This window comes from Pseudomonas sp. SDO5591_S426 (genome assembly GCF_054070755.1).
Genome location: NZ_JBSVXD010000007.1, coordinates 1 through 20,303, shown reverse-complemented (window position 1 = coordinate 20,303; position 20,303 = coordinate 1). Strand labels below are relative to the sequence as shown.

Annotated in this window: 18 protein-coding genes; 9 read left to right on the top strand and 9 right to left on the bottom strand. The window is 60.0% G+C overall.

The features are described from left to right. Positions 1 to 44: 44 nt before the first annotated feature. Complete coding sequence (locus ACW9JC_RS03030; RefSeq protein ID WP_457453489.1) at positions 45 to 1,001, top strand: threonine dehydratase; 957 nt, start codon at positions 45 to 47, stop codon at positions 999 to 1,001. A gap of 30 nt (positions 1,002 to 1,031) precedes the next feature. On the opposite strand, the gene ACW9JC_RS03025 is transcribed toward ACW9JC_RS03030, so the two are convergent. Further along, complete coding sequence (locus tag ACW9JC_RS03025; protein ID WP_457453487.1) at positions 1,032 to 3,158, bottom strand: TonB-dependent receptor family protein; 2,127 nt, start codon at positions 3,156 to 3,158, stop codon at positions 1,032 to 1,034. Positions 3,159 to 3,344: 186 nt separating this feature from the next. Then, positions 3,345 to 4,244 carry a LysR family transcriptional regulator gene (locus ACW9JC_RS03020; RefSeq protein ID WP_457453485.1) on the bottom strand — a complete coding sequence of 300 codons (900 nt, stop codon included), beginning with the start codon at positions 4,242 to 4,244 and terminating at the stop codon, positions 3,345 to 3,347. A 124-nt stretch (positions 4,245 to 4,368) separates the two neighbouring features. On the opposite strand from ACW9JC_RS03020, the gene ACW9JC_RS03015 reads away from it, so the two are divergent. Further along, positions 4,369 to 5,112, top strand: a complete 744-nt coding sequence (locus tag ACW9JC_RS03015) for an SDR family oxidoreductase (protein WP_457453483.1) — start codon at positions 4,369 to 4,371, stop codon at positions 5,110 to 5,112. A 130-nt stretch (positions 5,113 to 5,242) separates the two neighbouring features. On the opposite strand, the gene ACW9JC_RS03010 is transcribed toward ACW9JC_RS03015, so the two are convergent. From ACW9JC_RS03010 to ACW9JC_RS02995, 4 genes are all read right to left on the bottom strand, one after another. Continuing rightward, a complete protein-coding gene (locus ACW9JC_RS03010) occupies positions 5,243 to 7,279 on the bottom strand; it encodes an LTA synthase family protein (RefSeq protein ID WP_457453481.1) in 2,037 nt (678 codons plus the stop codon). 32 nt (positions 7,280 to 7,311) lie between these two features. Continuing rightward, the gene (locus tag ACW9JC_RS03005) at positions 7,312 to 7,923 is read right to left on the bottom strand and encodes a hypothetical protein (protein WP_457453479.1); all 612 of its coding nucleotides are present in this window, start codon (positions 7,921 to 7,923) and stop codon (positions 7,312 to 7,314) included. Next, positions 7,920 to 9,218 (bottom strand): sialidase family protein, encoded by a 1,299-nt coding sequence (locus tag ACW9JC_RS03000; RefSeq protein WP_457453550.1) that lies wholly within the window; start codon positions 9,216 to 9,218, stop codon positions 7,920 to 7,922. The genes ACW9JC_RS03005 and ACW9JC_RS03000 overlap by 4 nt, the downstream gene beginning before the upstream one ends. A 185-nt stretch (positions 9,219 to 9,403) precedes the next feature. Further along, a complete protein-coding gene (locus ACW9JC_RS02995; RefSeq protein ID WP_457453477.1) occupies positions 9,404 to 10,816 on the bottom strand; it encodes a GAF domain-containing sensor histidine kinase in 1,413 nt (470 codons plus the stop codon). Between ACW9JC_RS02995 and ACW9JC_RS02990 the strand changes: the two genes are divergently transcribed. Further along, the gene (locus ACW9JC_RS02990) at positions 10,794 to 11,489 is read left to right on the top strand and encodes a tRNA (adenine(22)-N(1))-methyltransferase (RefSeq protein ID WP_457453475.1); all 696 of its coding nucleotides are present in this window, start codon (positions 10,794 to 10,796) and stop codon (positions 11,487 to 11,489) included. The genes ACW9JC_RS02995 and ACW9JC_RS02990 overlap by 23 nt on opposite strands. A gap of 10 nt (positions 11,490 to 11,499) precedes the next feature. Here the strand turns inward: ACW9JC_RS02990 and ACW9JC_RS02985 are convergent, their stop codons facing one another. Beyond that, positions 11,500 to 12,000, bottom strand: coding sequence for a GNAT family N-acetyltransferase (locus ACW9JC_RS02985; protein WP_457453473.1), 501 nt, complete (start codon positions 11,998 to 12,000; stop codon positions 11,500 to 11,502). 346 nt (positions 12,001 to 12,346) lie between these two features. Between ACW9JC_RS02985 and ACW9JC_RS02980 the strand changes: the two genes are divergently transcribed. After that, complete coding sequence (locus ACW9JC_RS02980) at positions 12,347 to 12,808, top strand: HvfA family oxazolone/thioamide-modified RiPP metallophore (RefSeq protein ID WP_338581226.1); 462 nt, start codon at positions 12,347 to 12,349, stop codon at positions 12,806 to 12,808. A 76-nt stretch (positions 12,809 to 12,884) separates the two neighbouring features. Here the strand turns inward: ACW9JC_RS02980 and ACW9JC_RS02975 are convergent, their stop codons facing one another. After that, the gene (locus ACW9JC_RS02975) at positions 12,885 to 13,913 is read right to left on the bottom strand and encodes a D-cysteine desulfhydrase family protein (protein WP_457453471.1); all 1,029 of its coding nucleotides are present in this window, start codon (positions 13,911 to 13,913) and stop codon (positions 12,885 to 12,887) included. A gap of 331 nt (positions 13,914 to 14,244) precedes the next feature. Here ACW9JC_RS02975 and ACW9JC_RS02970 point away from each other — a divergent pair, with 331 nt between their 5' ends. Next, on the top strand, positions 14,245 to 15,483 hold the full coding sequence (locus ACW9JC_RS02970) for an MFS transporter (protein WP_457453470.1): 1,239 nt from the start codon (positions 14,245 to 14,247) through the stop codon (positions 15,481 to 15,483). Here the strand turns inward: ACW9JC_RS02970 and ACW9JC_RS02965 are convergent. Beyond that, on the bottom strand, positions 15,447 to 16,334 hold the full coding sequence (locus ACW9JC_RS02965) for a LysR family transcriptional regulator (protein ID WP_457453469.1): 888 nt from the start codon (positions 16,332 to 16,334) through the stop codon (positions 15,447 to 15,449). The two genes, ACW9JC_RS02970 and ACW9JC_RS02965, sit on opposite strands and share 37 nt — an antisense overlap. 260 nt (positions 16,335 to 16,594) lie before the next feature. Here ACW9JC_RS02965 and ACW9JC_RS02960 point away from each other — a divergent pair, with 260 nt between their 5' ends. Genes ACW9JC_RS02960 through ACW9JC_RS02945 form a run of 4 tightly spaced genes read left to right on the top strand, consistent with a single transcriptional unit; the run spans position 16,595 to position 20,220 of the window. Further along, positions 16,595 to 16,909, top strand: coding sequence for a DUF485 domain-containing protein (locus ACW9JC_RS02960; RefSeq protein ID WP_338581222.1), 315 nt, complete (start codon positions 16,595 to 16,597; stop codon positions 16,907 to 16,909). Next, the gene (locus ACW9JC_RS02955; protein WP_457453467.1) at positions 16,906 to 18,579 is read left to right on the top strand and encodes a cation acetate symporter; all 1,674 of its coding nucleotides are present in this window, start codon (positions 16,906 to 16,908) and stop codon (positions 18,577 to 18,579) included. Before ACW9JC_RS02960 ends, ACW9JC_RS02955 begins: the two co-directional genes overlap by 4 nt. A gap of 54 nt (positions 18,580 to 18,633) precedes the next feature. Continuing rightward, positions 18,634 to 19,188, top strand: a complete 555-nt coding sequence (locus tag ACW9JC_RS02950) for a cytochrome b (RefSeq protein ID WP_457453466.1) — start codon at positions 18,634 to 18,636, stop codon at positions 19,186 to 19,188. A gap of 3 nt (positions 19,189 to 19,191) precedes the next feature. Then, entirely contained in the window at positions 19,192 to 20,220 is a 1,029-nt protein-coding gene (locus ACW9JC_RS02945; RefSeq protein ID WP_457453465.1) for an NAD(P)H-dependent flavin oxidoreductase, read from the top strand. Positions 20,221 to 20,303 lie beyond the last annotated feature (83 nt).

Here is a 20,303-nt window from a genome sequence, read left to right as displayed (position 1 = left end):
CTCTGACCGTGCCTACACTGGGCAAAATCCCAGGGAGACTACTCATGCACAGACTGACTCGCGACGATATCGAACAGGCAGCCCGCCAGGTTTACCAAGTGATGCCTGCCACCGCCCAATACCGTTGGCCCTTGTTGGCTGAGCGGTTGGGTTGCACGGTGTGGGTCAAGCATGAAAACCACACACCGACCGGCGCTTTCAAGGTGCGCGGCGGCATTACCTTCATGCACTGGCTCAAACGCGAGCATCCCGAGGTGAAGGGCATTCTCACCGCCACCCGCGGCAACCATGGGCAGAGCCTGGCGCTGGCGGCAAGCGCGGTGGGCTTGCAGGCGCTGATTGTCGTTCCGCAAGGAAACTCGCTGGAAAAGAACAATGCCATGCGTGGCTTCGGCGGCGAAGTGGTGGAGTTCGGGCGTGATTTTGACGAGGCCCGCGAAGAGGCCGCACGCCTGGCGCAAGCGCATGGGCTCTATCTGGTTCCGCCGTTTCATACGGAACTGGTCAAAGGCGTGGCGACCTATGCGCTGGAACTGTTCAGCGCGGCGCCGGACCTGGACACCGTCTATGTGCCGATTGGCTGTGGATCGGGGATTTGCGCGGTGATCGCCGCCCGCGACGCGTTGGGCCTGAAAACCGAAGTGGTGGGTGTGGTTTCCACCGAGGCGGCGGCCGCGAAACTGTCGTTCGAGGCAGGCGCCATTTGTGAAACCCCCTCGGCGAATACCTTCGCGGACGGCCTTGCCGTACGCAGGCCGATTCCAGAAGCCTTTGCCGTCTACGCGGCGGGTGCGGCGCGGATCGTGTCGGTCAATGAGGCGCAAGTTGCCGAGGCCATGCGCGTGTATTACACCGATACCCACAACCTCGCTGAAGGGGCCGGTGCGGCGGCCCTGGCAGCGCTGATTCAGGAGCGCGAAGCAATGTCAGGAAAAAAGGTGGGGGTGATTCTCTCCGGCGGAAACATTGACCGTTCGGTGTATGCGAAAGTGATTGGGTGAACGACGGGGACACCCGTCATCACGCAAGCCTCAGAGCAGACTCCACGACACCCCGACATACATCGCCATTCCTTCACCCGGCGTGGACCGTGCCGCGTCCAGCCCTTTGTCGTCGTAACCCGGGGTGACGGTGGCGGCGTAGTGTTTGTCGGTCAGGTTGCGCATGTCCAGCCACGTTTGCCAGTCACCCTTGGGCGCGTTGTAGCCGAGGGTGGCGCCGAATATTGCGTAGGGATCGGCGTAATAGCTGTTGGCGTAATCCACCGCCACTTTGGACACCAGCTGCGTGTTGAGCGCGGCGAAGAATCCCTGGGTCCAGTCGTAGCGCAACTCGCCCTGGTAGTAGTGCATCGGCAGGCCCGGCAAGCGGTTGTCGCCGAAGCGGTCGTCGTCGCGGTAGTGGAAGTCACTGAAGGTATAGCTCTGGCGCAGGCTCAACTGGCCGCCATCGCCCGGCGACCACAGGTTACTTTGCAGGCCGGCTTCCACGCCCTGGTGCACGGTGGGGCTGGCGTTGAGTTCGTAGGGGGTGACGGCGTTGGCATCCGGCAACACCGAGAGCAGTTCGTTGTGCACTTGGGCGTAATACCAGGCCAGGCTCCATTGTCCCAGCGCACTGTCGCCACGGCCGCCGATTTCCAGAGTGGTCGCCGTCTGGTTTTTCAGCTCGATCGGATCACGCTGGGTGCCGGTGGCGGGGCCGCTGCCGACCGGGAAGCGTTGGTTGGCGCTGTAGATCAGTGACCACGGGTGCGGCGCCTCGACCGAGCGACTGAGGTTGCCGAAGAGTTGCAGGTCGGGTGTCAGTTGGTAGCGCAGGCCCAGACGCGGTGCGTAATCCCAGTCGCCCAGGCTGGTCTTGCCACCTCCGTCCGGATACGTCACCGCACTTTCGCGGCGGGTATAGATAGCGGCGAGGCCAGTGGTCAGCCACAGGTCGTCGGCGATTTCCAGATCATTGCCCACATGCAGAACGGAATCCGAGCCCTGGTAGGTGAAGTTGCGCATGTGCGTGCCCGGCGCGTAGCCGGCAGTGTTGCCGGTGGGGATGCGCACCAGTTCGCTGGCCCCGGCATTGGGCAGGTGCTTGGTCACCCGCAGGCCAACCGTGCTTTGGCTTTGCAGCCCCCACAAGGTGTCGCGACGCTTGTAGTCGAACGTGCCGCTGACATCCGTGTACGCCACTTTCAGGCGGTTGGGGCCTTCGCGCAGGTCCATCGGGTAGTCGTGGTAGACAAGGCCGGTCTGGATGCTTGAATCGTCATCGATGTAGTAAATGGTCTTGTTGCCGATGAAGGTACTGCCGGGCTGTTCACGGCTGTCGTCCCGCGTCACGTAGGCCGGGTTGGCCGCGCGTGGATCGTGCTCGATGGAGTGTTTGGTCACCCGACCGGCGAGGTCGTTGTCGGTCTGGCGGTAGCGCAGGTAGAAGCGTGTTTCCAGATTCGGGTTGAAGCGATAACCGAAGTTGGCGATCACGCCCTGGCTGTCGCTGGCCGTGTGGTCCTGATAGCCATCGGCATTTGAATCGGTCGTCGACACGTAGTAATCGAAATCGCCCAGCACCTGACCGGAGCTGACCTGGCGCTGCTGATAGCCGTGGCTGCCCGTCGCGTAACGCACTTGCAACTTCGGTGCGTCGTAGCCGGTGTGGCTGACGTAATCAATGGCGCCGCCCAAGGCCAGTGCACCCCGGTCGAAACCGTTGGCGCCGCGCAGCACTTCCACATGGTCGAGCCACAGCGGTTCCAGCAATTCATAGGGCGTGCCGCCGGGGCCGGTCAAAGGCAGGCCGTCGAGCATGGCGTACAGCCCCGAGGTATGGGCGCCCGGTGCCCGGTTGATCCCCGATCCGCGGATCGAAATCTTCACCCCTTCATTGCCCGCCGACTGGGCATAAACCCCAGGCTGATACGCCAGCACATCCTGATTGCTGGCCACGCGCCCTTGCAGCGGGCGGCGCATGTCGACCACGTTGGTGCCGCCGGGCACCTGGGCCAGCCGCGCCTTGGCGTCGTCGATTCTCTGGTCTTCGTCGCTCTGGTCCTCGGCGCCGATCAGCACTTGTCCCAGTTCCAGGCCTTGGGCTTCGGTCATGGCCGGACAGACAAGGGCCAGACCCAGCAGCGCGGCGGGCAGGGAGTTGGACGAGGGCATTGAGAATTCTCCAGACGTACAGGAACGGGCAGTGAACACTGCGACGTATGGAAGAACGAAGTGAGCACATGGCAATTTTGTTTTTTTGCCGAACGCTGCCAGTAATAAGGCGATTAACCCAAATCATCGGCCTGATGCCGCTCGGGCACCTGACTCGCCTCATCGCCCTGCATTCGGTTGATTGACCTACTCGAAAACACCCCTCAGGTATTGGGCCAAGTGGTCATACACCAGCCGTACCCGCGCAGGCACCGGGCCGCGTTGGGGGCGGTAGATGAATAGCTCCAACGGAACAGGCGCACAGTGCGGCAGCAGAGCGATCAGTCGTCCGTTGGCAAGGTGAGTGGTGATCAGGTAGTCGGGAAGTTGGGAGATGCACAGGCCCGAGAGGACAGCTTCGCACTCGACTTCCTGATCATCGCAGGTAAAGGCGGGTTGAGTGGGCACGAACTGTTGCTCATCGGCAAAGTACCAAGGCCAGATGCGTCCGTTGTTGCGGTCGACCAGCGCGGATAACGGCAGGCGTTGCAGATCGAGTGGACTGGCGGGGAGGCCGCAGCGTTGCACCAGCTCCGGCGTCGCCACGACCTGCAAACCGATGGGCGCGATCACGCGGGCAATGTAGCTGCGGTCGCGGACAAAGCCGACGCGAATGCCTATGTCGATTTTTTCATCGACGGCGTCCACCATCACATCGTTCACACGCAGGTCCAGTTCGATTTCAGGATGTTCACGCAGCAGCGGAGCCAGCAGCGGCACCAACATGCGGTGGCCGATTGACTGCGTCACGGTGATCCGCACCCGACCTTTCACTTCCTGATCGCGGGCGCGACTGTGTTGACTGAACAACTGCTCGATGCCGCTCAACGCCGGGCGCGCCTGTTCCGCCAGGCGCTCACCGAACGCGCTGATCTGTACCTGGCGGGTGTTGCGATGGAACAAGGGCTCGCCAAACATACCTTCCAGCTCCTTGATCGCGCGGGTCACGGCCTGCGGTGAGATGCCCAGGGAGTTGGCCGCTTCGCGAAAGCTGCCTGATTCGGCGGCGCAGCAGAATATACGGAGCAGTTCGGTGCGATTGAGCATGGGATTGTTCCTTTTTCTGGAATTCCGAAATCCTATCTATTCCATTCATTTCACTAAAGCTTTTTTCCATACTCCGGGCCATGCAGAAATCGTTCTGCTCTTTTCCAGGTGTAAGGAGATCAACATGAGCAACAACATCAGCGGCAAAGTTGTGGTTATCACTGGCGCCAGCAGCGGACTGGGTGAAAGCACCGCCCGTCACCTGGCCGCTCGCGGCGCCAAGGTCGTATTGGCAGCGCGGCGTGAAGAGCGTTTGCAGGTGATTGCCGAAGAAATTCGTGCCGCCGGTGGTGAAGCGCTGGCCGTTGCCACCGATGTCACGGTACAGGCGCAGGTGCAGGCGCTCGTCGCAGCCACTGTCGAACAGTTCGGCCGTATCGACGTGATGGTCAACAACTCCGGCCTGATGGCGATTGCACCCATGGCTCAGGGGCGCACGGATGAGTGGGACCGGATGATCGACATCAACATCAAGGGTGTGCTCTATGGCATCGCCGCCGCGTTGCCACACATGCAACAGCAAAACAGCGGGCAAATCATCAACATCGCCTCTGTGGCCGGGATCAAGGTGTTCGCGCCGGGCGGCACGGTGTACAGCGGCACCAAATACGCGGTACGGGCCATCACCGAAGGCCTGCGCATGGAAGTCGGCGGCAACATCCGCACGACCTTGATTTCCCCGGGCGCGGTGGACTCGGAACTCAAGTACGGCAGCGCGGACGAAGCGTCGTCGAACAACGTGAATGAGTTCTACAAGCAGGCTATCCCGGCGGACTCTGTTGCACGGGCAATTGCCTACGCAATCGAACAGCCCGCTGAAGTGGATATCAGCGAAGTGGTGCTGCGCCCGACCGTTCAGGAGTTTTAAAAAAACCTGACCGGTTCAATACAACGCCAAAGGCCCCGGACACTGCGAAGTGCCGGGGCCTTTTGATTTTATGGCTTGTCTATTGCGGTGGTGTGGCCTTCCATCACCCCGGCCGCGCTGGAAAGAGTTGTTACTCGCGCACGTTCTGATACAGCATCAACCTTGAGGTTTCATGCATGGCGCGGGTCAACTCCACCAGGCGCTTGAACTCTTCAGGGTTTTGCTCTGCCACGTTGTCCAGCGGCGTCTTCGAGGCTAGGTCGTGGAGCGATGGCGAGCTGCCGTCGTGCTCCATTTGCACCATGTAATGTTGAGTCACGCCGGCAATCAACGGGAACGTTCCCTCACGCAATACCAGCGGTACCACGCGCTCGCCTTCGGGCGCAGGCTGCTGGATATCACGACCCATGCCACCGTTGCGGAACTCAAGACCGGCCATGCCCGCCACGGTTGGCAGCAAGTCCACCAGGCCAACCGCTTCCTCGACCTTGCGCGTCCCGAGCAAGCCCGGGGCGTGGATGATCATCGGCACCGCGTTGCTTTCCAGGCCCAGTTGCTCATAGGCCGGGGCCAGGAAAGGGATCTGGGCGATACGGGTGTTGTGGTCGCCAAACAGCACGAAAATGGTGTTGTCGTAGTAGCCGCCAGCCTTGGCGATTTCCATCAGGCGTCCAATGTTGAAGTCCAGCAGGCGCACGGCGTTGTATTGCTCGACACTGCGCGATCCTGCGGCCTGGACTTCTTCGAGGGTAGGGTGCTTGACCTCGAATCCGTCATTGGTCTTGGGAATGGTGAAAGGGCGATGGTTACCGGCAGTCTGCACATACGCAAAGAACGGTTTGTCTTTGGGCAGTGCTTGCAGGATGCGGTCGGTTTCCTTGAACAGGTCCAGATCGGAGATGCCCCAGACATCCACCACCGGGGACTTCCAGTCCCGCTCTTCGTACAAGCGAACGCCGTCGATGCTTTGCCGGATCAGGGCATTCATGTTGGCCCAGCCGGAGTTGCCGCCGATGGTGTAGATCTTCTCGTAACCGGTGAAGGCATTGATCAGGGAGTGCTGTTTGGTGATCAACGGGTTACGCGTTGCCGATTCCTGGCGCGTAACATCCGGAATCCCGGTAATGCTGGCCCAGACAGTTTTAGCGGTCCCCGTCACCGGAACATAGAAGTGTTCGAAGAACCAGCTCTGCGTGGCCAGGCGATCGAGATTGGGCGTCGGATTGATCGGGTTGCCGTAGGCGCCGACGGCACTGGTGCCCAGCGATTCGAGCATGACGAACATCACGTTCGGCGGCCGGGAACCGGGTACTTTGTAGGATTGTGGTGCTTGGTGACGTACGAAATTGAGGGTTTGCGCGTCGGGCTGATCGACGCCCAGGTAGTTGGTCATGACCGGGTAAAGTTCGCGTACCTGCGCTTCGTCATAGCGCGACTGGCCGACCTTGACCGTGTCATAGAGGAAAATTACCGGGTTCAGGCCCAGTGCGGCAATCTGGTTATTGCCCGAGAAGAAGGCATCGCTCCAGCGCAACGGCACAGGGTTTTCCAGGTTCATGTGCTCGACACGACCTAAAATGCCCAGCAACACCACTACGAGCATCACCGCACCACCCCATGTGGCGGAGAGCGGGTGAATCGGCTTGCGGGGGCGGTCCAGTGTTACGCGTTCCAGACGCACCAGCGCCAGTGTCACTAACGCTACCGTTGCCAGCCAACCCAGGGAAATCCAGATAACCGGGTAGGTTTGCCAGACCATGTCACGGGATATTTGTGCATCATCGATGAAGCGCAGGACGGTGGCGTTGATCCTCACGCCCAGGTACGCGTAATGCCCGAAATCGATGATGTAGATCAGCAGCAGGGCACCCAGGGCCAGCACAATGTATACGCGTGCGATCAGGCGGAGCAGACGGCTGCCGACAAGGTTCCAGCGAGGAATCGAGGCCAGTAACGCTAGCGGCAGCATCACCAGGATGGCCAGGCGCAGATCGAAACGAAAGCCGATGCCCAGGTTTTCCAGGACGGCATCCTGGTCGATCAGGGCTTTGGCGTCGAAACCGGAAAAGCCGAAAAAGAACACCACCCGTAGCAGGGCAAACAGCACAAACAGAATCGCTGTTGCGCCCAGCCAATAGTGCAAACGTCTCGAATGCAGCCAACCCATCCATGTTCCCCTGTTAAAAGTGTTGTTGAGTCTCAAGCCGTTCGGTTGCGCACTGAGCCGCGTCGCTTGTTCAGGCAGCCATACGTCCAGCGTGTGAAAAGCAGCACAAGTGCCGCGCAGCAATACAGACCCAGTAGTGGATCAACCAGGTAATCCCAATAATTTTGCGAAGGTTTGATCCCGGCGATGAAGGCCAGGGTCGCGCCGGCCAGCATCACGACGGCCAGACCGTTGCGCAGGTAAAACAGACCCAATGTCAGCAGGCCGAAGAAAATCAGCATCGGACGCGGGCTGTAGCCAAACCGATAAGGGTCCAGATCACTTAGACCCAGGGTTGCCGGGTACAACACCAGCGCCAACGCGGCGAATAGGATCAATACGCAGTTCCTGTCCTGCTGCGCTGGCGGCAAGAAGCCCAGCCGCCGTAGACAACCCCATGCCATGAATATCAGCGTCGTGATCGCCAGGTCGTCAATGTGGCTGCGCAAATACACGGCCAACGACAACCCGTCCACGGGTATGAAACTGGCGGCCAGCAAGGCGACCAGCAGGGCGATTCGCCAGGCCCTGTTCAAACCAAAAGACGGCAGCAGCAGGAAGCTGATCATCGCGAAGCTGACATGGGCTTGCCAGAGGTTAATCATTTGAGACGCTCGGACAGCCACGCTTCGTTGAAGCTGACGTGCTTGATGAACGTGTTGTTCCAGGAGTAAACCAAGTGATACATGCCGTCTGGACTACGAATGAAATAGGGGTATTCATATTCAAACTCACACCCTTTGCTTTTGCAGACGCGCTTATCGAGGTTGTCCAGAAATTGCGCCGCCAGCGGTTGGCGCAGCGCTCCACTGGAACCGCGGAACTCATTGCCGATGATTTCCTTGTAGGCCTCGGGTGAGAACGGATCGCCCTCCGGATCAGGTGATTTGTCCAGGTCACGCAACGAGCGCCAATCGTCCATTTTTGCATCGGTGCCATAAAGGCTCAGCTTGAAACGCCCCTCTTGCAGGTCATTGAGCGCTACCAGCAAACCGTGCTCGGGAGTCGCGACGGCCGCCAGCGAGGAATTCGGATTCCATGGCTCGAGCGGATACGGTTCACTCCACGTTTGCCCGGCATCTTCAGTGCGGGTGGCCAGAACACGGTGGTGGGTGTTGCCGGCATAACGCAACAAGGCGATGCCGCGCTGCCTGTCCAGCGGAACCACGGTGGGTTGCAGTGAGTTTTTGCCGTGGCTGATGCGGTACTTGTCGATCACATTGCCGTCAGCGCTCAAGTACAGGTACTCGGCGAACTTGCCCAGGAATTCGTGGTAGACCGGAAGACCGATCGAGCCATCGGCATGAAACACCGGTGCCGACCGGACCAGGGTGCTGATGTTCAGAAAGGGCGACGTGATCAGTTGGCGCGGAGCGGACCAATGTTCACCGAAGTCGTCGGAAACCATCACGTTGACGGCACTCCCGGCCCAGCCACCCATGGACACGGACACGTAGAACAGCCACAGGCGATTATCCGGCGCCAGTGCAATCACCGGGTTGCCCAGCTTGCGAATGTATTTTTGCGTGCCCTGTTGGGTTGAATCCCGAGTCGCCAATACCTGTTCGGCACCCCATTCGCCGGTTTTTGCATCGAAGCGGGCGGAACGCACCTGCACATCGGCAGCGCCTTCACGCGTGCCGGCGAACCAGGCTGTCATCAAGCTACCGTCAGGCAAGGCTGTCACGGCTGAGGAGTGCACGAAGTCGACGAGCCCGGAGGAGGCGAAACGGCTGGTATAAATGGGCTTGGCCACTTGATCGGCCACGGCCAGCACTGGCTTCATCAATGCAAAGGAAGAGTGCGTGTTGGCAGGATTGGCGAACCATGCGGCCGCAAAGAGGCACGACAGTGCCAGATAAGCACCGAGAGCAGGTATACCGGGAAGTTTGATGCGCATATTAAGGCTAGGCATCTCATGGCCCGATCAGGAGGCGTAACCTATCACTTGTAGTCGCTGGCCCGATTTTTAGCGAGCGGTTTATTTGTAAGTAAATGTTTGCAGGTCTGATCGTAACGTTGGTGAACTGGTTCGCGGCGAGATGCATCACGATTGCAATCAGAGGGATGCACTTGATTGTTGATTCATACCCATCGGAATTGAGCCGGAAATCTTGCGACAAAACAGGTTCCCGCCTCCAGCGTCGAGGAGACACTCAAGGTCCCGTTATGGGCGGTGGCAATCTGGGAGGCAATGTAAAGGCCCAGTCCCAAGCCTTCCCCGCGCTGCCCGGCTTCCGATCGGGTAAAAGGCTCAAACAACAGCGGGATTAATTGAGCAGGAATGGGCGCACCCTGGTTGGTGACGGAAATAACCACCTCTTCACCCTCGGTATAGGCCCGCACGTTGACCGGCTCCGCGACGGAACCGTGGGTAATCGCATTCCCCAGAAGATTGGATAACAACTGGCTGATACGCAGGGCGTCGCAATAGACGCCCGCCGGCAGGTTCAACTGCGGTACAAGGTTTGCCTGGGGAACAGAGGCCTGCACCTCTTCTACGGTCAAACGCAGGGTGCGCTGCAGGTCATCGACCAGTTTGCGCTGGATCGGTATTCCGCCACCCAGCCGCCCGCGTGCAAAATCGAGAACATTTTCAATCAGCACGCCCATGCGCATCGAGCTGTTGCGAATGGCCGAAATCAGGTTCAGGGATCGCTTGTCCGTTGTTTTGGTTTCCAGCAGATCGGCACTCATGCGGATTGCGCTCAATGGCGTTCGCAGGTCGTGCCCGAGCACCGCGATGAACTGCTCGCGCAGCCGCCCCAGCTCTTTGGCGTTGACCAGTTCGGCTTTTGTTTCTGCCAACCGGTGCTGAGTGTCGAGACTCATCGCGATCAATTGGGCGAAAAGCGTGAGCGTCTGGGCAATGGCGGGCTCATCCAGGTTCGCAGGCACCGAGTCGATGGCGCACAAGGTGCCGAAAAAATCACCGTTGGCCCTGATGATAGGAATGGAGATGTAGCTCTCCAGCCCATAAGTCCTGGGCGTATGGTGCAACGAAAAAACCGGATGGGCGCTGGCGTGACCGAAAATCACGGGCTGTCGGTGTTGCCGAATCTCATGGCAGATGGTCGACTCAAGCACCAGTTCACCACCGGGTTTCAACCCGAAATCGATGGAATCATCGACGGCGCATGCCACCCAACTCCTTTCCGTGACTCTCGCCACCGCCGCGAAACGCATGCCGGTGAGATGTTTGACCATGCTCAAGATCACCGGCACAGCATCAATGCTGCTGATGGCGTCAACGTCTAGTGAAAGCTCTGGGTTGGTCATGGAATAGCGATTCAGAAAGGAGATTGACCAGCGTATCCCTAATTCGCCAACCTGGCCAACCAGCGAGATGTGGGGGGCGAATTGGGTTAGAACCATGGTCTTGGTCGCATAAAGTTGTAATACGCGGCATTGCTCGACAGAATCGCGCCCCATCCGGCCAAAGGTGCCGGACGTGCGTGGTGAAAAGGGGTTGCAGTTGAACGAACAGACATTGTCCATGCGCCTGGAACGCGTGGCGGCGCATGTGCCGGCAGGTGCGCGCCTGGCCGATATCGGATCGGATCACGGCTACCTGCCAGTGGCGTTGATGCGTCGTGGCGCCATTGCGGCGGCGGTGGCGGGCGAGGTGGCATTGACGCCGTTTCGCGCTGCCGAACGCACGGTGCGTGAGAATGACCTGGACCAGCAAATCATCGTGCGACTGGCGAGCGGCCTGGCGGCGATCGAGCCGGCAGACGAGATCACTGCAATCAGCATCTGCGGCATGGGCGGCGAGACGATCCGCGACATCCTCGAAAGCGGCAAGGCGCGCCTGAGCGGTCAGGAACGCCTGATCCTGCAACCCAACGGCGGCGAGCAGCCACTGCGCCAATGGTTGATGGACAATGGCTACCGCATCCTCTGCGAGGAACTGCTGCGGGAAAACCGCTTCGACTACGAAATCATCGTCGCCGAACGCTCCGAGCCAGTGACGTACACCGACGAGGAACTGTATTTCGGTCCGCTACAGATGCAGGCCCGCAGCCCGGCGTTCCTGGCCAAATGGCGGCGCATGCTGCATCAGAAGCACAAGACGCTGGCCAGCTTCGCCCATGCGCGGCAGGCCGTGCCCGAGGACAAGGTGCAAGACCTTGCCCGGCAGGCCCGGTGGATCACCGAACTGCTGGCTTGAGCCCGATTATCTAGATCGAAAGGACGAATCGGCGTTCGTCCCCGGCCTTGGCGCTTGTAGCTGGCGGTTCAAGCAAGAACCCGCACCGACCCAGTACTTTCTTCGAGCCGATATTCGCCTCATAAACATAAGCAACCAATTGCGTAAGCCCCCAACGCATCTGTGCCTCCTGGATCAGATGCTTGAGCGCCAGTGTCGCCAGACCCTGACCGCAAGCGCGCTGATCGATCCGATAACCTACCTCTGCAGTGCTGTTCGCTGAGTCAATGCTTTTCAAGTTCGCTCGACCCACGATTTCTCCGTTGTCGTCTTCGATGACAAACGGATGCCAGGCGCCGCAAGCAAAGTCGGATAAGTAACTTTGAATATGCTCGGCGACACCCGTCAGTGTGTAAAAGGCAGGGTCGCGCGCATCGATATGGGATTCGAACCATTCGCGGTTCTGAATTTCGAAGGCCAGCAACGCTTCGGTATCCGTACTGTTCAGCTCGCGCACTCTGAATGGCTTCATTGATCACACCTCCCGTGCTTTAGGCCGAACGCAGACGATTGCGACGTCACCTTAGAAAACGCCAGGTCCCTCGTCAATTTTCCTGAGGTGTTATCTCGTGCAGGCAGCCTGCGCAGCCCGCTTGCGCAAACAAAGGTCCGGGGCATGTGTATCGCTGTGTATCCGAACCCACTGTACGGAGACTGGCTTACAAATGCCCCTCGAACCGGATACATCCGGGATACACGGTTGCAGTCAAATAGCCCTGCCTTAGCGAGAAAGCAAACGCGCCTCGCACCACGGCTTATCGCCCTTAGTGGCAATGACCTTAGCGGCCTGGCCGCACACAGTAATCCGGAGAATCACCATGTCCCGTATGTCGAACAAATCCCGTATTGGCCTGATCGCTGTTGCACTGGCCGGCAGCATGAACCTCGCTTCCACCGCTTTTGCCGCAGAAGCGCTGCCCCAGGGCTACCAACTGGCCGCCGCAGAAAAGACCGGTGAAGGCAAGTGTGGCGAAGGTAAATGTGGTGCTGAAGAGTCCGGCGCCAAAGTGACCAAGGCCGGTGAAGGCAAATGCGGTGAAGGCAAGTGCGGCGACGCTTCGTTCGCCCGTACCGACACCGACCACGACGGTCGCGTTTCGCTGAAAGAACTGCTGACCGTGGCCCCACAGGGCGGTGAAGAGTTCAAGGCGATGGACACCAACAACGACGGTTTCCTCTCCGAAGGCGAAGTCTACAAATTCCGCACCAACCAGTTCACCTCCAACGGCAAGAAAGTACCGACCGAATTGTTCACCAAAATGAGCAAAGCCCAGGGCTGATCACTCGATACGGCTGTAAAAAAAACTCCCCGGGTTCGCGCCCGGGGAGGTTTTTTTATGGCCGCTGAAATACCTGTCAGTCGAATGCGCTGCGATAGGCGAACAGACCGGGCAGGCCACCGGTCATCACGAACAACAGATTGCTACCCGCCGGGTAATCGCCCCGGCGCACGGCGGCCAGCAGTCCGGCGAAGGCTTTGCCGCCGTAGACCGGATCCGTCAGCAAGCCTTCCTGGGACGCGAGCAGGCGCAGCGCTTCGAGCATCGTTTCGGTCGGTGCGCCATAGGCCTCGCCGCGTTGACTGCCATCCACGCGAATCGCGCTGTCGGCCAGCGTTGAGGATGGATCAAGCAGCTGCAAAACCTGGCGGGTTTTTTCCAGAGTCGTGGACGTGGCCTGTTCCTCGGTCGCCAGTACCGAATAGCCGAGGATCTGCGTCGTCGCCCCGGCCAGGGTGACACCCGCCAGCAGTCCCGAGTGCGTCCCGGCGCTGCCATTGGGCACGATGATTCGCTCGAATTGCACGCCCAGCGTGTCAGCCTGGCGCAGGGTCTCGGCCGCGCACGCGGCATAACCCAGGCTGCCCCGCGGACTGGAACCGCCCAACGGCATGACAAAGGGTTTTTTACCCAGACTCTTGAGCTGCTCGACCAACTGCGCCGCATAGGCATCCGGCATCACCCCGCGGGGTAGCCGATGAACCTTCGCGCCAAACAAGCCGTCCAGCAGGACGTTGCCGTTGTGGCAAAAGTCGTCATCGGTGCGCACGGCGGACGGGGTCAGAATCAGCTCGCAGGCCAGGCCTTGGCGGGCCGCCACGGCAGCGGTCAGTCGCGCATGGTTGGACTGAAAACCGCCCCAGGTCACCAACGTATCAGCGCCTTCGGCCAGTGCTTCGCCGAGCAGGAATTCCAGTTTACGTAGCTTGTTGCCGCCACCGCCGAGTCCGGTCAGGTCATCGCGTTTGACGTAGAGGTTGCAGCCATTGAGTTCGGGCAATCGGCTCAATCGGGCCAGTTTCTGGATCGGTGTCGCGCCTTCGAGCAATGCCACCCGAGGGTAAGCGGCCAGCGCGGCATCAAGATGATTCAAATCGTGGGGCATGAAGGTTCGCTCGTGGAGTGAAAGAACGCAGTGCGTCGGCCACTCTAAAAAGCCCTGACTTGAAGATATATCGCTCGCGAGGAATTACTGTTGATACACCGTGTAATCAAAACCCTGTAGGAGTGAGCCTGCTCGCGAAGAGGCCGGTACATCCGATATATACGCTGTGGCTGGAAGACCGTCATCGCGAGCAGGCTCACTCCTACAGTGATCGGGTGCATATCACTATCCAAGATAGGTGCTGTCTGATTAATTCGCTTCTTGAGATATCTGCTCGCGCGTAGTGTCGGCGGCGAATCATTTCAAATTCGTCCGCGGAGCACCTGTTCACGTGAATTATGCCGATCGCAATCTTTCCTACTGGCGTCGCAACCTGGCTGTTTGTGTATTCGGTTCGTTCACCACGCTGGTGAGCCTGAGCATGCTGTTGCCGTTCCTGCCGCTCTATGTGCAACAACTGGGCGTCACCGAACAGGCCGATGTGGTGCAGTGGTCGGCCGTGGCTTTCGGTGCGACGTTCTTTGGCACGGCGATTACCGCGCCACTCTGGGGGCGGTTGGCTGATCGTTTCGGGCGTAAACCGATGCTGGTTCGCGCGGCTATCGGCATGGCGATCGTGATGTCGCTGATCGGGCTGGCGCGGGACGTCACCGATCTGGTGGTGCTGCGGCTGATCGCCGGGCTTATTGGCGGCTACGCATCGGCTTCGATTGTGATGATCGGCTCCCAGGTCCCACGGGAAAAAGCCGGTTGGGCGCTGGGGGTACTGTCGACGGGGGCGTTGTCCGGCAATTTGATCGGGCCGCTGGTGGGAGGATTTCTCCCGCAGTTGGTGGGGATACGGGGCACTTTTTTTGTTGGCGGCGCGATGATCGCTGTGGCGGCGATCACCACCATCGCGCTGATTCGCGAGGACTTCGATCGTGGAACGGACGGCGCCCGGCGCGACAAAAAATCCCCGGTCGAAGGCGTCAGTTCTCGTTGGCCGATCATCGGCGCGCTGCTGATGACGGCAATGATGGTGCTGCTGGCCAACATGTCGATTGAGCCGATCATCACCGTCTACATCGGACACCTGGGCGTGGCCCTTGATGATCAGGCGCGGATCGCCGGCGTGGTGATGGCCTGCTCGGCGCTGGGCAGCATTCTGACCGCCGCCAGACTCGGTGCACTGGCCGATCGGGTCGGCAGCTGGAACGTGATCATCGGTTGCCTGGTGTTGACCGGCATCGTCATGGTGCCCCAGGCCTTCGTCACGCAGTGGTGGCAACTGGCGGTGTTGCGTGGGCTGATGGGCATGACCATCGCCGGGCTGCTGCCGGCCATTGCCAAGCTGATCCGGCAATCGGTAGAGGATCACAACACCGGAAAAATCCTCGGCTATCTGCAATCGGCGCAGTTTTCCGGGCAGGTGATCGGGCCGCTGATCGGTGGCCAGATCGGTGCGCATTTCGGATTGCACCACGTGTTCCTGGTAACCGGCGCGCTGCTGGTAGTGAGCGCCGGGATCAACGGCTGGGTGAAAAGTCGCTTCTATGCGGTCTCGGCCGCTACGGCGCCCTCCAGATGAACGCTGTGCAGAAAGGTGGTCAGCGCGCTGGAGAGGTAGCCGTCGATGCGCCGCACGAACACCGTCTCCACTTCCGCCAATTCGGCGGGTAGTTCGTGCACGGTCACCAACCCCTCGCGTGCAGCGTTCGCGATCACGCCTCTGGGCAACAACGTAATCCCGACCCCGGCTGACACGCAGGCAATAATCGCCTCGATCGAGCCGAACTCCAGCGGCTCGGGCGCCAGTACGCCGAGGCTGGTCAACAGCGTATCCAGGCGCTGGCGATAGGAACAGCCGAGTCGAAACACCACGGTCTTCAGGTTGTCGATGCCAGCGACATCTTCCAGTTTTTGCAGGGACGGTGAGGTGACCAGCACCAGTTCTTCGCGGAAGGCGACTTCAGTGTGCAGCTCCGGATGATTGACCGGTCCGACCACAAACGCACCTTCGAGCTTACAGTCGATGACGCCCTGGATCAGGCTGCACGTAGTGCCGGTGCGCACCACCGGGCGAACCTCGGGATAAGCCTTGGCAAACCGGGCGATCAGGTGCGGCAGACGCAGGGCGAGGGTGGTCTCCAGCGTGCCGATTTCCAGCACGCCTTTGGGATGGCCGTCATCGCGGGCGGCGCTGGAAGCATCGTGCAGCAATTTCGAAAGGCGGGCGGCGAAGGGCAGGATGCGCCGGCCTGCAGGCGTTACCTGCACACCCTTGGCGCTGCGTTGGAACAGCGCGACGCCGAGCTCGTCCTCCAACGAGCGAATCCGCGCCGACACGTTGGACTGCACGGTGTTCAGCTCGCTCGCGGCCTTGTTCATGCTGCCGTGGCGCGCCACCGCATCCACCATCTTGAGATCCGTAACATCCATCGAACTCACCTATCTCAAAAAGTAATAGCCAGCTGTGTATCTAAAGCATGGAAGAGATTAGGGCTGGCGTCTCGGAAAGACAAGCAAACGGCCGCTTTTGATTCACCAAAAACGATCAATGGAATCATAAATGATCATTTTACATGATCAAGAGGCGGGCATAGGTTGAAGGGGCACAGATACCGCAGCCAGTGGCGGATCGAGTCTGAATCTGAGGCTGTGGAACAACAATAACGCAACCACTGCTACACGGAGTCAACGTGAATCATGCATCTGAGTCAGCCAGAATCCGTAACCACCCCCGGTACAAGGACTTGGTCTCACGGCAGCGAAGATTCGTCGCCAGTCTTACCGCTGCAACCCTTGTCCCGTACTTCACGTTCATCCTCGTCGCCGCCTTCGCCCCTCAGCTGCTAGCGACGAAACTTTCCGCCACCAGCATCATCAGCATCGGTTGGCCTTTAGGTGCCGTGTTCATTGTCGGCGCCTGGTTGTTTACCGGGCTTTACATCCATCGCGCCAATGGCGAGTTCGATGACCTCACCGCAGAAATCCGCGCGGGGGCCATCGTATGAAACGCGTCCTTGTGAACCTCATCCTGCCCGTGCTGCTGTGCGTATTCGCTGCTCGCGCCATGGCCGGCGACGTTATCCAGAGCGTCGAAAAACAACCGATCAACATCACCGCTATCAGCATGTTCCTGGTCTTCGTCGTGACGACGCTTGGCATCACGTACTGGGCCGCCTCCAAAACCAAATCCATGGACGATTTCTACACGGCCGGCGGTGGTATCAGCGGCTTCCAAAACGGTCTGGCACTGGCCGGTGACTACATGTCCGCGGCGGCGTTGCTGGGCGTTACCAGCATGATCTTCTTCAACGGCTTCGATGGCGTGCTGTACTCGATCAGCTTCTTTGTCGCCTGGCCATTGCTGCTGTTTCTGTTCGCCGAGCGCATCCGCAATCTAGGGCGCATTACCATCTCTGACATCGCTTCTTTTCGCCTCGATCAAAACCGCATCCGCACGATGACGGCCTTCGGCTCGCTGACGGTGGTGTGTTTTTATCTGGTGGTGCAGATGGTCGGGGCAGGGCAGTTGATTCAGCTGTTGTTCGGTCTGCCATACAACTATGCGGTGATTGCCGTGGGTTTGCTGATGGCGGTCTACGTCACCTTCGGCGGCATGGTCGCCACCACGTGGGTGCAGATCATCAAGGCCGGGTTGCTGCTGGTGGGCGGGACGCTGCTGGCGTTTCTGGCGCTGAGCAAATTCGGCTTTTCCTTCGATCTGCTGTTCGAGAAAGCTGTGGCCGCGCACCGCGATGGCGAGCGGATTCTGCTGCCGAGCAAACTCGTGGCCGACCCGCTGTCGCTGATCTCGTTGTCGCTTGGACTGGTGTTTGGCACGGCAGGACTGCCGCACATCCTCATGCGCTTCTTTACCGTGCCGGATGCCAAGCAGGCGCGCAAATCGGTGTTCGTCGCCACGGGCTTCATCGGCTTTTTCTACCTGATCGTGGCGGTGCTGGGCCTGGCGGCCATTGTGATCGTCGGGCAAGACCCGGCCTTCTACGAGGGCGGCAATCTGGCGGGCAAGTTGATCGGCGGCGGCAACATGCCGGTGATGCACCTGGCCAAAGCCGTGGGCGGCGATCTGCTGCTGGGCTTCATTTCCGCCGTGGCGTTCGCGACGATTCTGGCTGTGGTGTCCGGGCTGACCATGGCCGGCACGTCGGCGATCTCTCACGACTTGTATGTGATGGTGGTTAAAAAGGGCAAGGCCGAGGCCAAGGACGAACGCCGTGTATCGCGCATCGCTTCGGTGGGGATCGGTATTGTCGCGGTGGTATTGGGGATCTTGTTCAAGGACCAGAACATCGCTTTCCTGGTGGCGCTGACGTTCGGTGTGGCGGCCTCGGTCAACTTCCCGATCCTGGTGCTCTCGATGTACTGGAAAGGGCTGACCACTCGCGGCGCGTTGATCGGCGGTGTCGCCGGGCTGGTGAGTGCGGTCGGGCTGGTCATTCTCTCGCCGGCGGTGTGGGTCAAGGTGCTGGGCAATGCCGACGCGATTTTCCCCTATGACTACCCGGCGATCATCTCGATGAACGTGGCGTTCCTGTTCACCTGGCTGGGCTCGGTCACTGATCGCAGCCATGGAGCAGGGCTTGAGCGCGAGCGTTTCGATGATCAGTTGATCCGTGCCCAGACCGGGCTCGGCGCCGCGCAGGCAGTCAACCACTAAGACCTTCGCGGTCCATCCATTCCTGATTTGCGCACTCTGCAAAAGGAGTCAGCCATGCAACTTCGAGACAATGGCCTGAGATTTTCCCCCATCACCGTCGCCCTGCACTGGGTCGTGGCGTTTGCGCTGCTGGCGATTTTCGGCCTGCAACTGTTGATTGGCCAAGCCTCCAGCGCAGCACAGCAACTGGAACTCGGCAGGCTGCAAAACCTGCTGGGCCTGATTCTAGTCCTCGTCTCGTCTTACCGGTTCTGGGCGCGGATCACCTCATACCATCCGCTGCCGGTAGGCACGCCGAACCCTATCGAAGTGATCATCAGTCGCTCGGTGGCGGTGTCGCTGGCCTTGGCGATGGTGCTGTTGCCGATTGCGGTATGGGCGTCACGGTCCGCTGCCGGCGAGGTGGTGGAGCTGCCCGGCGGTTTGTGGATTCCGAACATACTGCCCGCCAATGAGGCGTTGAAGCATGTGGTCGACGTGCTGTTCGACATCGGCGCCTCGGCGTTTCTCGCCGGGCTCGCGCTGCATATTTTCGGCGCAGTAAAGAATCACTTTCTCCTGAAGAACAACACGCTCAAGCGGATGCTGGGCAAACATGTGGAGCTGTGAGTCATGAACCAGGACAGATTCGATTTTGCCGGTAACGCCATTACCCGGCTTTGCGGCGTGAAGTACCCGATTTTTCTTGGCGGCATGGCGGCGATTTCCGGTCCGCAATTGGTGGGCGCCGTGGCCAATGCCGGCGGCATGGGCGTTATCGGCGGCTTGCGCCTGCCGCCCCTGGCCTTGCGCCGCTGGATACAGGAAACCCGCGCACTGACTGATCAGCCCTTCGGGGTGAACCTGGTGCCGCAGTTCGGTGGTCCGGATGTGTTCGAAGCGCAGTTTCAGGTAATCCTCAAGGAAAAGCCCAAGCTGCTGTCGCTGTTCTACGCCGAGAAGTATGCCGCCGACATGATTCCCCGAGCCAAGGACGCCGGGTTGATCGTGATGGTGCAAGCGGGGTCGGTAGAGCTGGCCAACATCGCCATCGCCCAAGGCGCGGACATCATCATCGCCCAGGGCAGTGAAAGCGGCGGGCATCTCAATCGAGGCACGATCGGCATCATGCCGTTGCTCACCTCGATCCTTGCCGTCTCGGAAGGGCGACCGGTGCTGGCGGCGGGTGGCATCACCCACGGCGACGACGTGCGGGCGCTGATGTCGCTCGGCGCATCCGGGGTGGTGGTGGGCACGGCCTTCATTGCCACCGATGAGTCCAACGCCCATCCGTTGTACAAACAAAAAATCGTCGAGGCGACCACTGACGATACCGAGTACCGCACCGGCTATTCGTTCGGCTGGACCTACGGCACGCCGCACCGGGTGATCCCCAACCGGGACAAATGGAACCTGCTGCGCTTCATCGGCGGCGGCGCCCGGGCGATCGACAAGCCGCGAATGGCCGAGAAATTGTCGCTGTATGCGGGGCAGGGCGTGGGCAAGATCCACAGCGTTGTGCCGGCGGCGGAACGGGTGGCGGAGCTGGCTCGTGGTTTGTTGGATGTGCCGGATCGGTTGTCGGTCGCGGAGATTGGTGTAACCGACTATGCCGCGACCGGGCGGTTTTTGAATGAGCAGAGAAGGTCGCTCGGCTGGTAGTGAGCCGGCATCCATGTTGAATAGGCCGACCCCTTCGCGGGCAAGCCCGCTCCCACAGGGTTGATGTCGTTCACAAACATTGC

Bases quoted from the DNA above. Each gene is read 5' to 3' on its own strand.
- ACW9JC_RS02985 (WP_457453473.1), bottom strand. From the start codon at position 12,000: ATGAAGCCATTCAGAGTGCGCGAGCTGAACAGTACGGATACCGAAGCG.
- ACW9JC_RS02965 (WP_457453469.1), bottom strand. From the start codon at position 16,334: ATGGATGTTACGGATCTCAAGATGGTGGATGCGGTGGCGCGCCACGGC.
- ACW9JC_RS03015 (WP_457453483.1), top strand. From the start codon at position 4,369: ATGAGCAACAACATCAGCGGCAAAGTTGTGGTTATCACTGGCGCCAGC.
- ACW9JC_RS02950 (WP_457453466.1), top strand. From the start codon at position 18,634: ATGCAACTTCGAGACAATGGCCTGAGATTTTCCCCCATCACCGTCGCC.
- ACW9JC_RS02945 (WP_457453465.1), top strand. From the start codon at position 19,192: ATGAACCAGGACAGATTCGATTTTGCCGGTAACGCCATTACCCGGCTT.
- ACW9JC_RS02995 (WP_457453477.1), bottom strand. From the start codon at position 10,816: ATGGACAATGTCTGTTCGTTCAACTGCAACCCCTTTTCACCACGCACG.
- ACW9JC_RS02955 (WP_457453467.1), top strand. From the start codon at position 16,906: ATGAAACGCGTCCTTGTGAACCTCATCCTGCCCGTGCTGCTGTGCGTA.
- ACW9JC_RS02980 (WP_338581226.1), top strand. From the start codon at position 12,347: ATGTCCCGTATGTCGAACAAATCCCGTATTGGCCTGATCGCTGTTGCA.
- ACW9JC_RS03000 (WP_457453550.1), bottom strand. From the start codon at position 9,218: ATGCGCATCAAACTTCCCGGTATACCTGCTCTCGGTGCTTATCTGGCA.
- ACW9JC_RS02975 (WP_457453471.1), bottom strand. From the start codon at position 13,913: ATGCCCCACGATTTGAATCATCTTGATGCCGCGCTGGCCGCTTACCCT.
- ACW9JC_RS03025 (WP_457453487.1), bottom strand. From the start codon at position 3,158: ATGCCCTCGTCCAACTCCCTGCCCGCCGCGCTGCTGGGTCTGGCCCTT.
- ACW9JC_RS03010 (WP_457453481.1), bottom strand. From the start codon at position 7,279: ATGGGTTGGCTGCATTCGAGACGTTTGCACTATTGGCTGGGCGCAACA.
- ACW9JC_RS03020 (WP_457453485.1), bottom strand. From the start codon at position 4,244: ATGCTCAATCGCACCGAACTGCTCCGTATATTCTGCTGCGCCGCCGAA.
- ACW9JC_RS03030 (WP_457453489.1), top strand. From the start codon at position 45: ATGCACAGACTGACTCGCGACGATATCGAACAGGCAGCCCGCCAGGTT.
- ACW9JC_RS03005 (WP_457453479.1), bottom strand. From the start codon at position 7,923: ATGATTAACCTCTGGCAAGCCCATGTCAGCTTCGCGATGATCAGCTTC.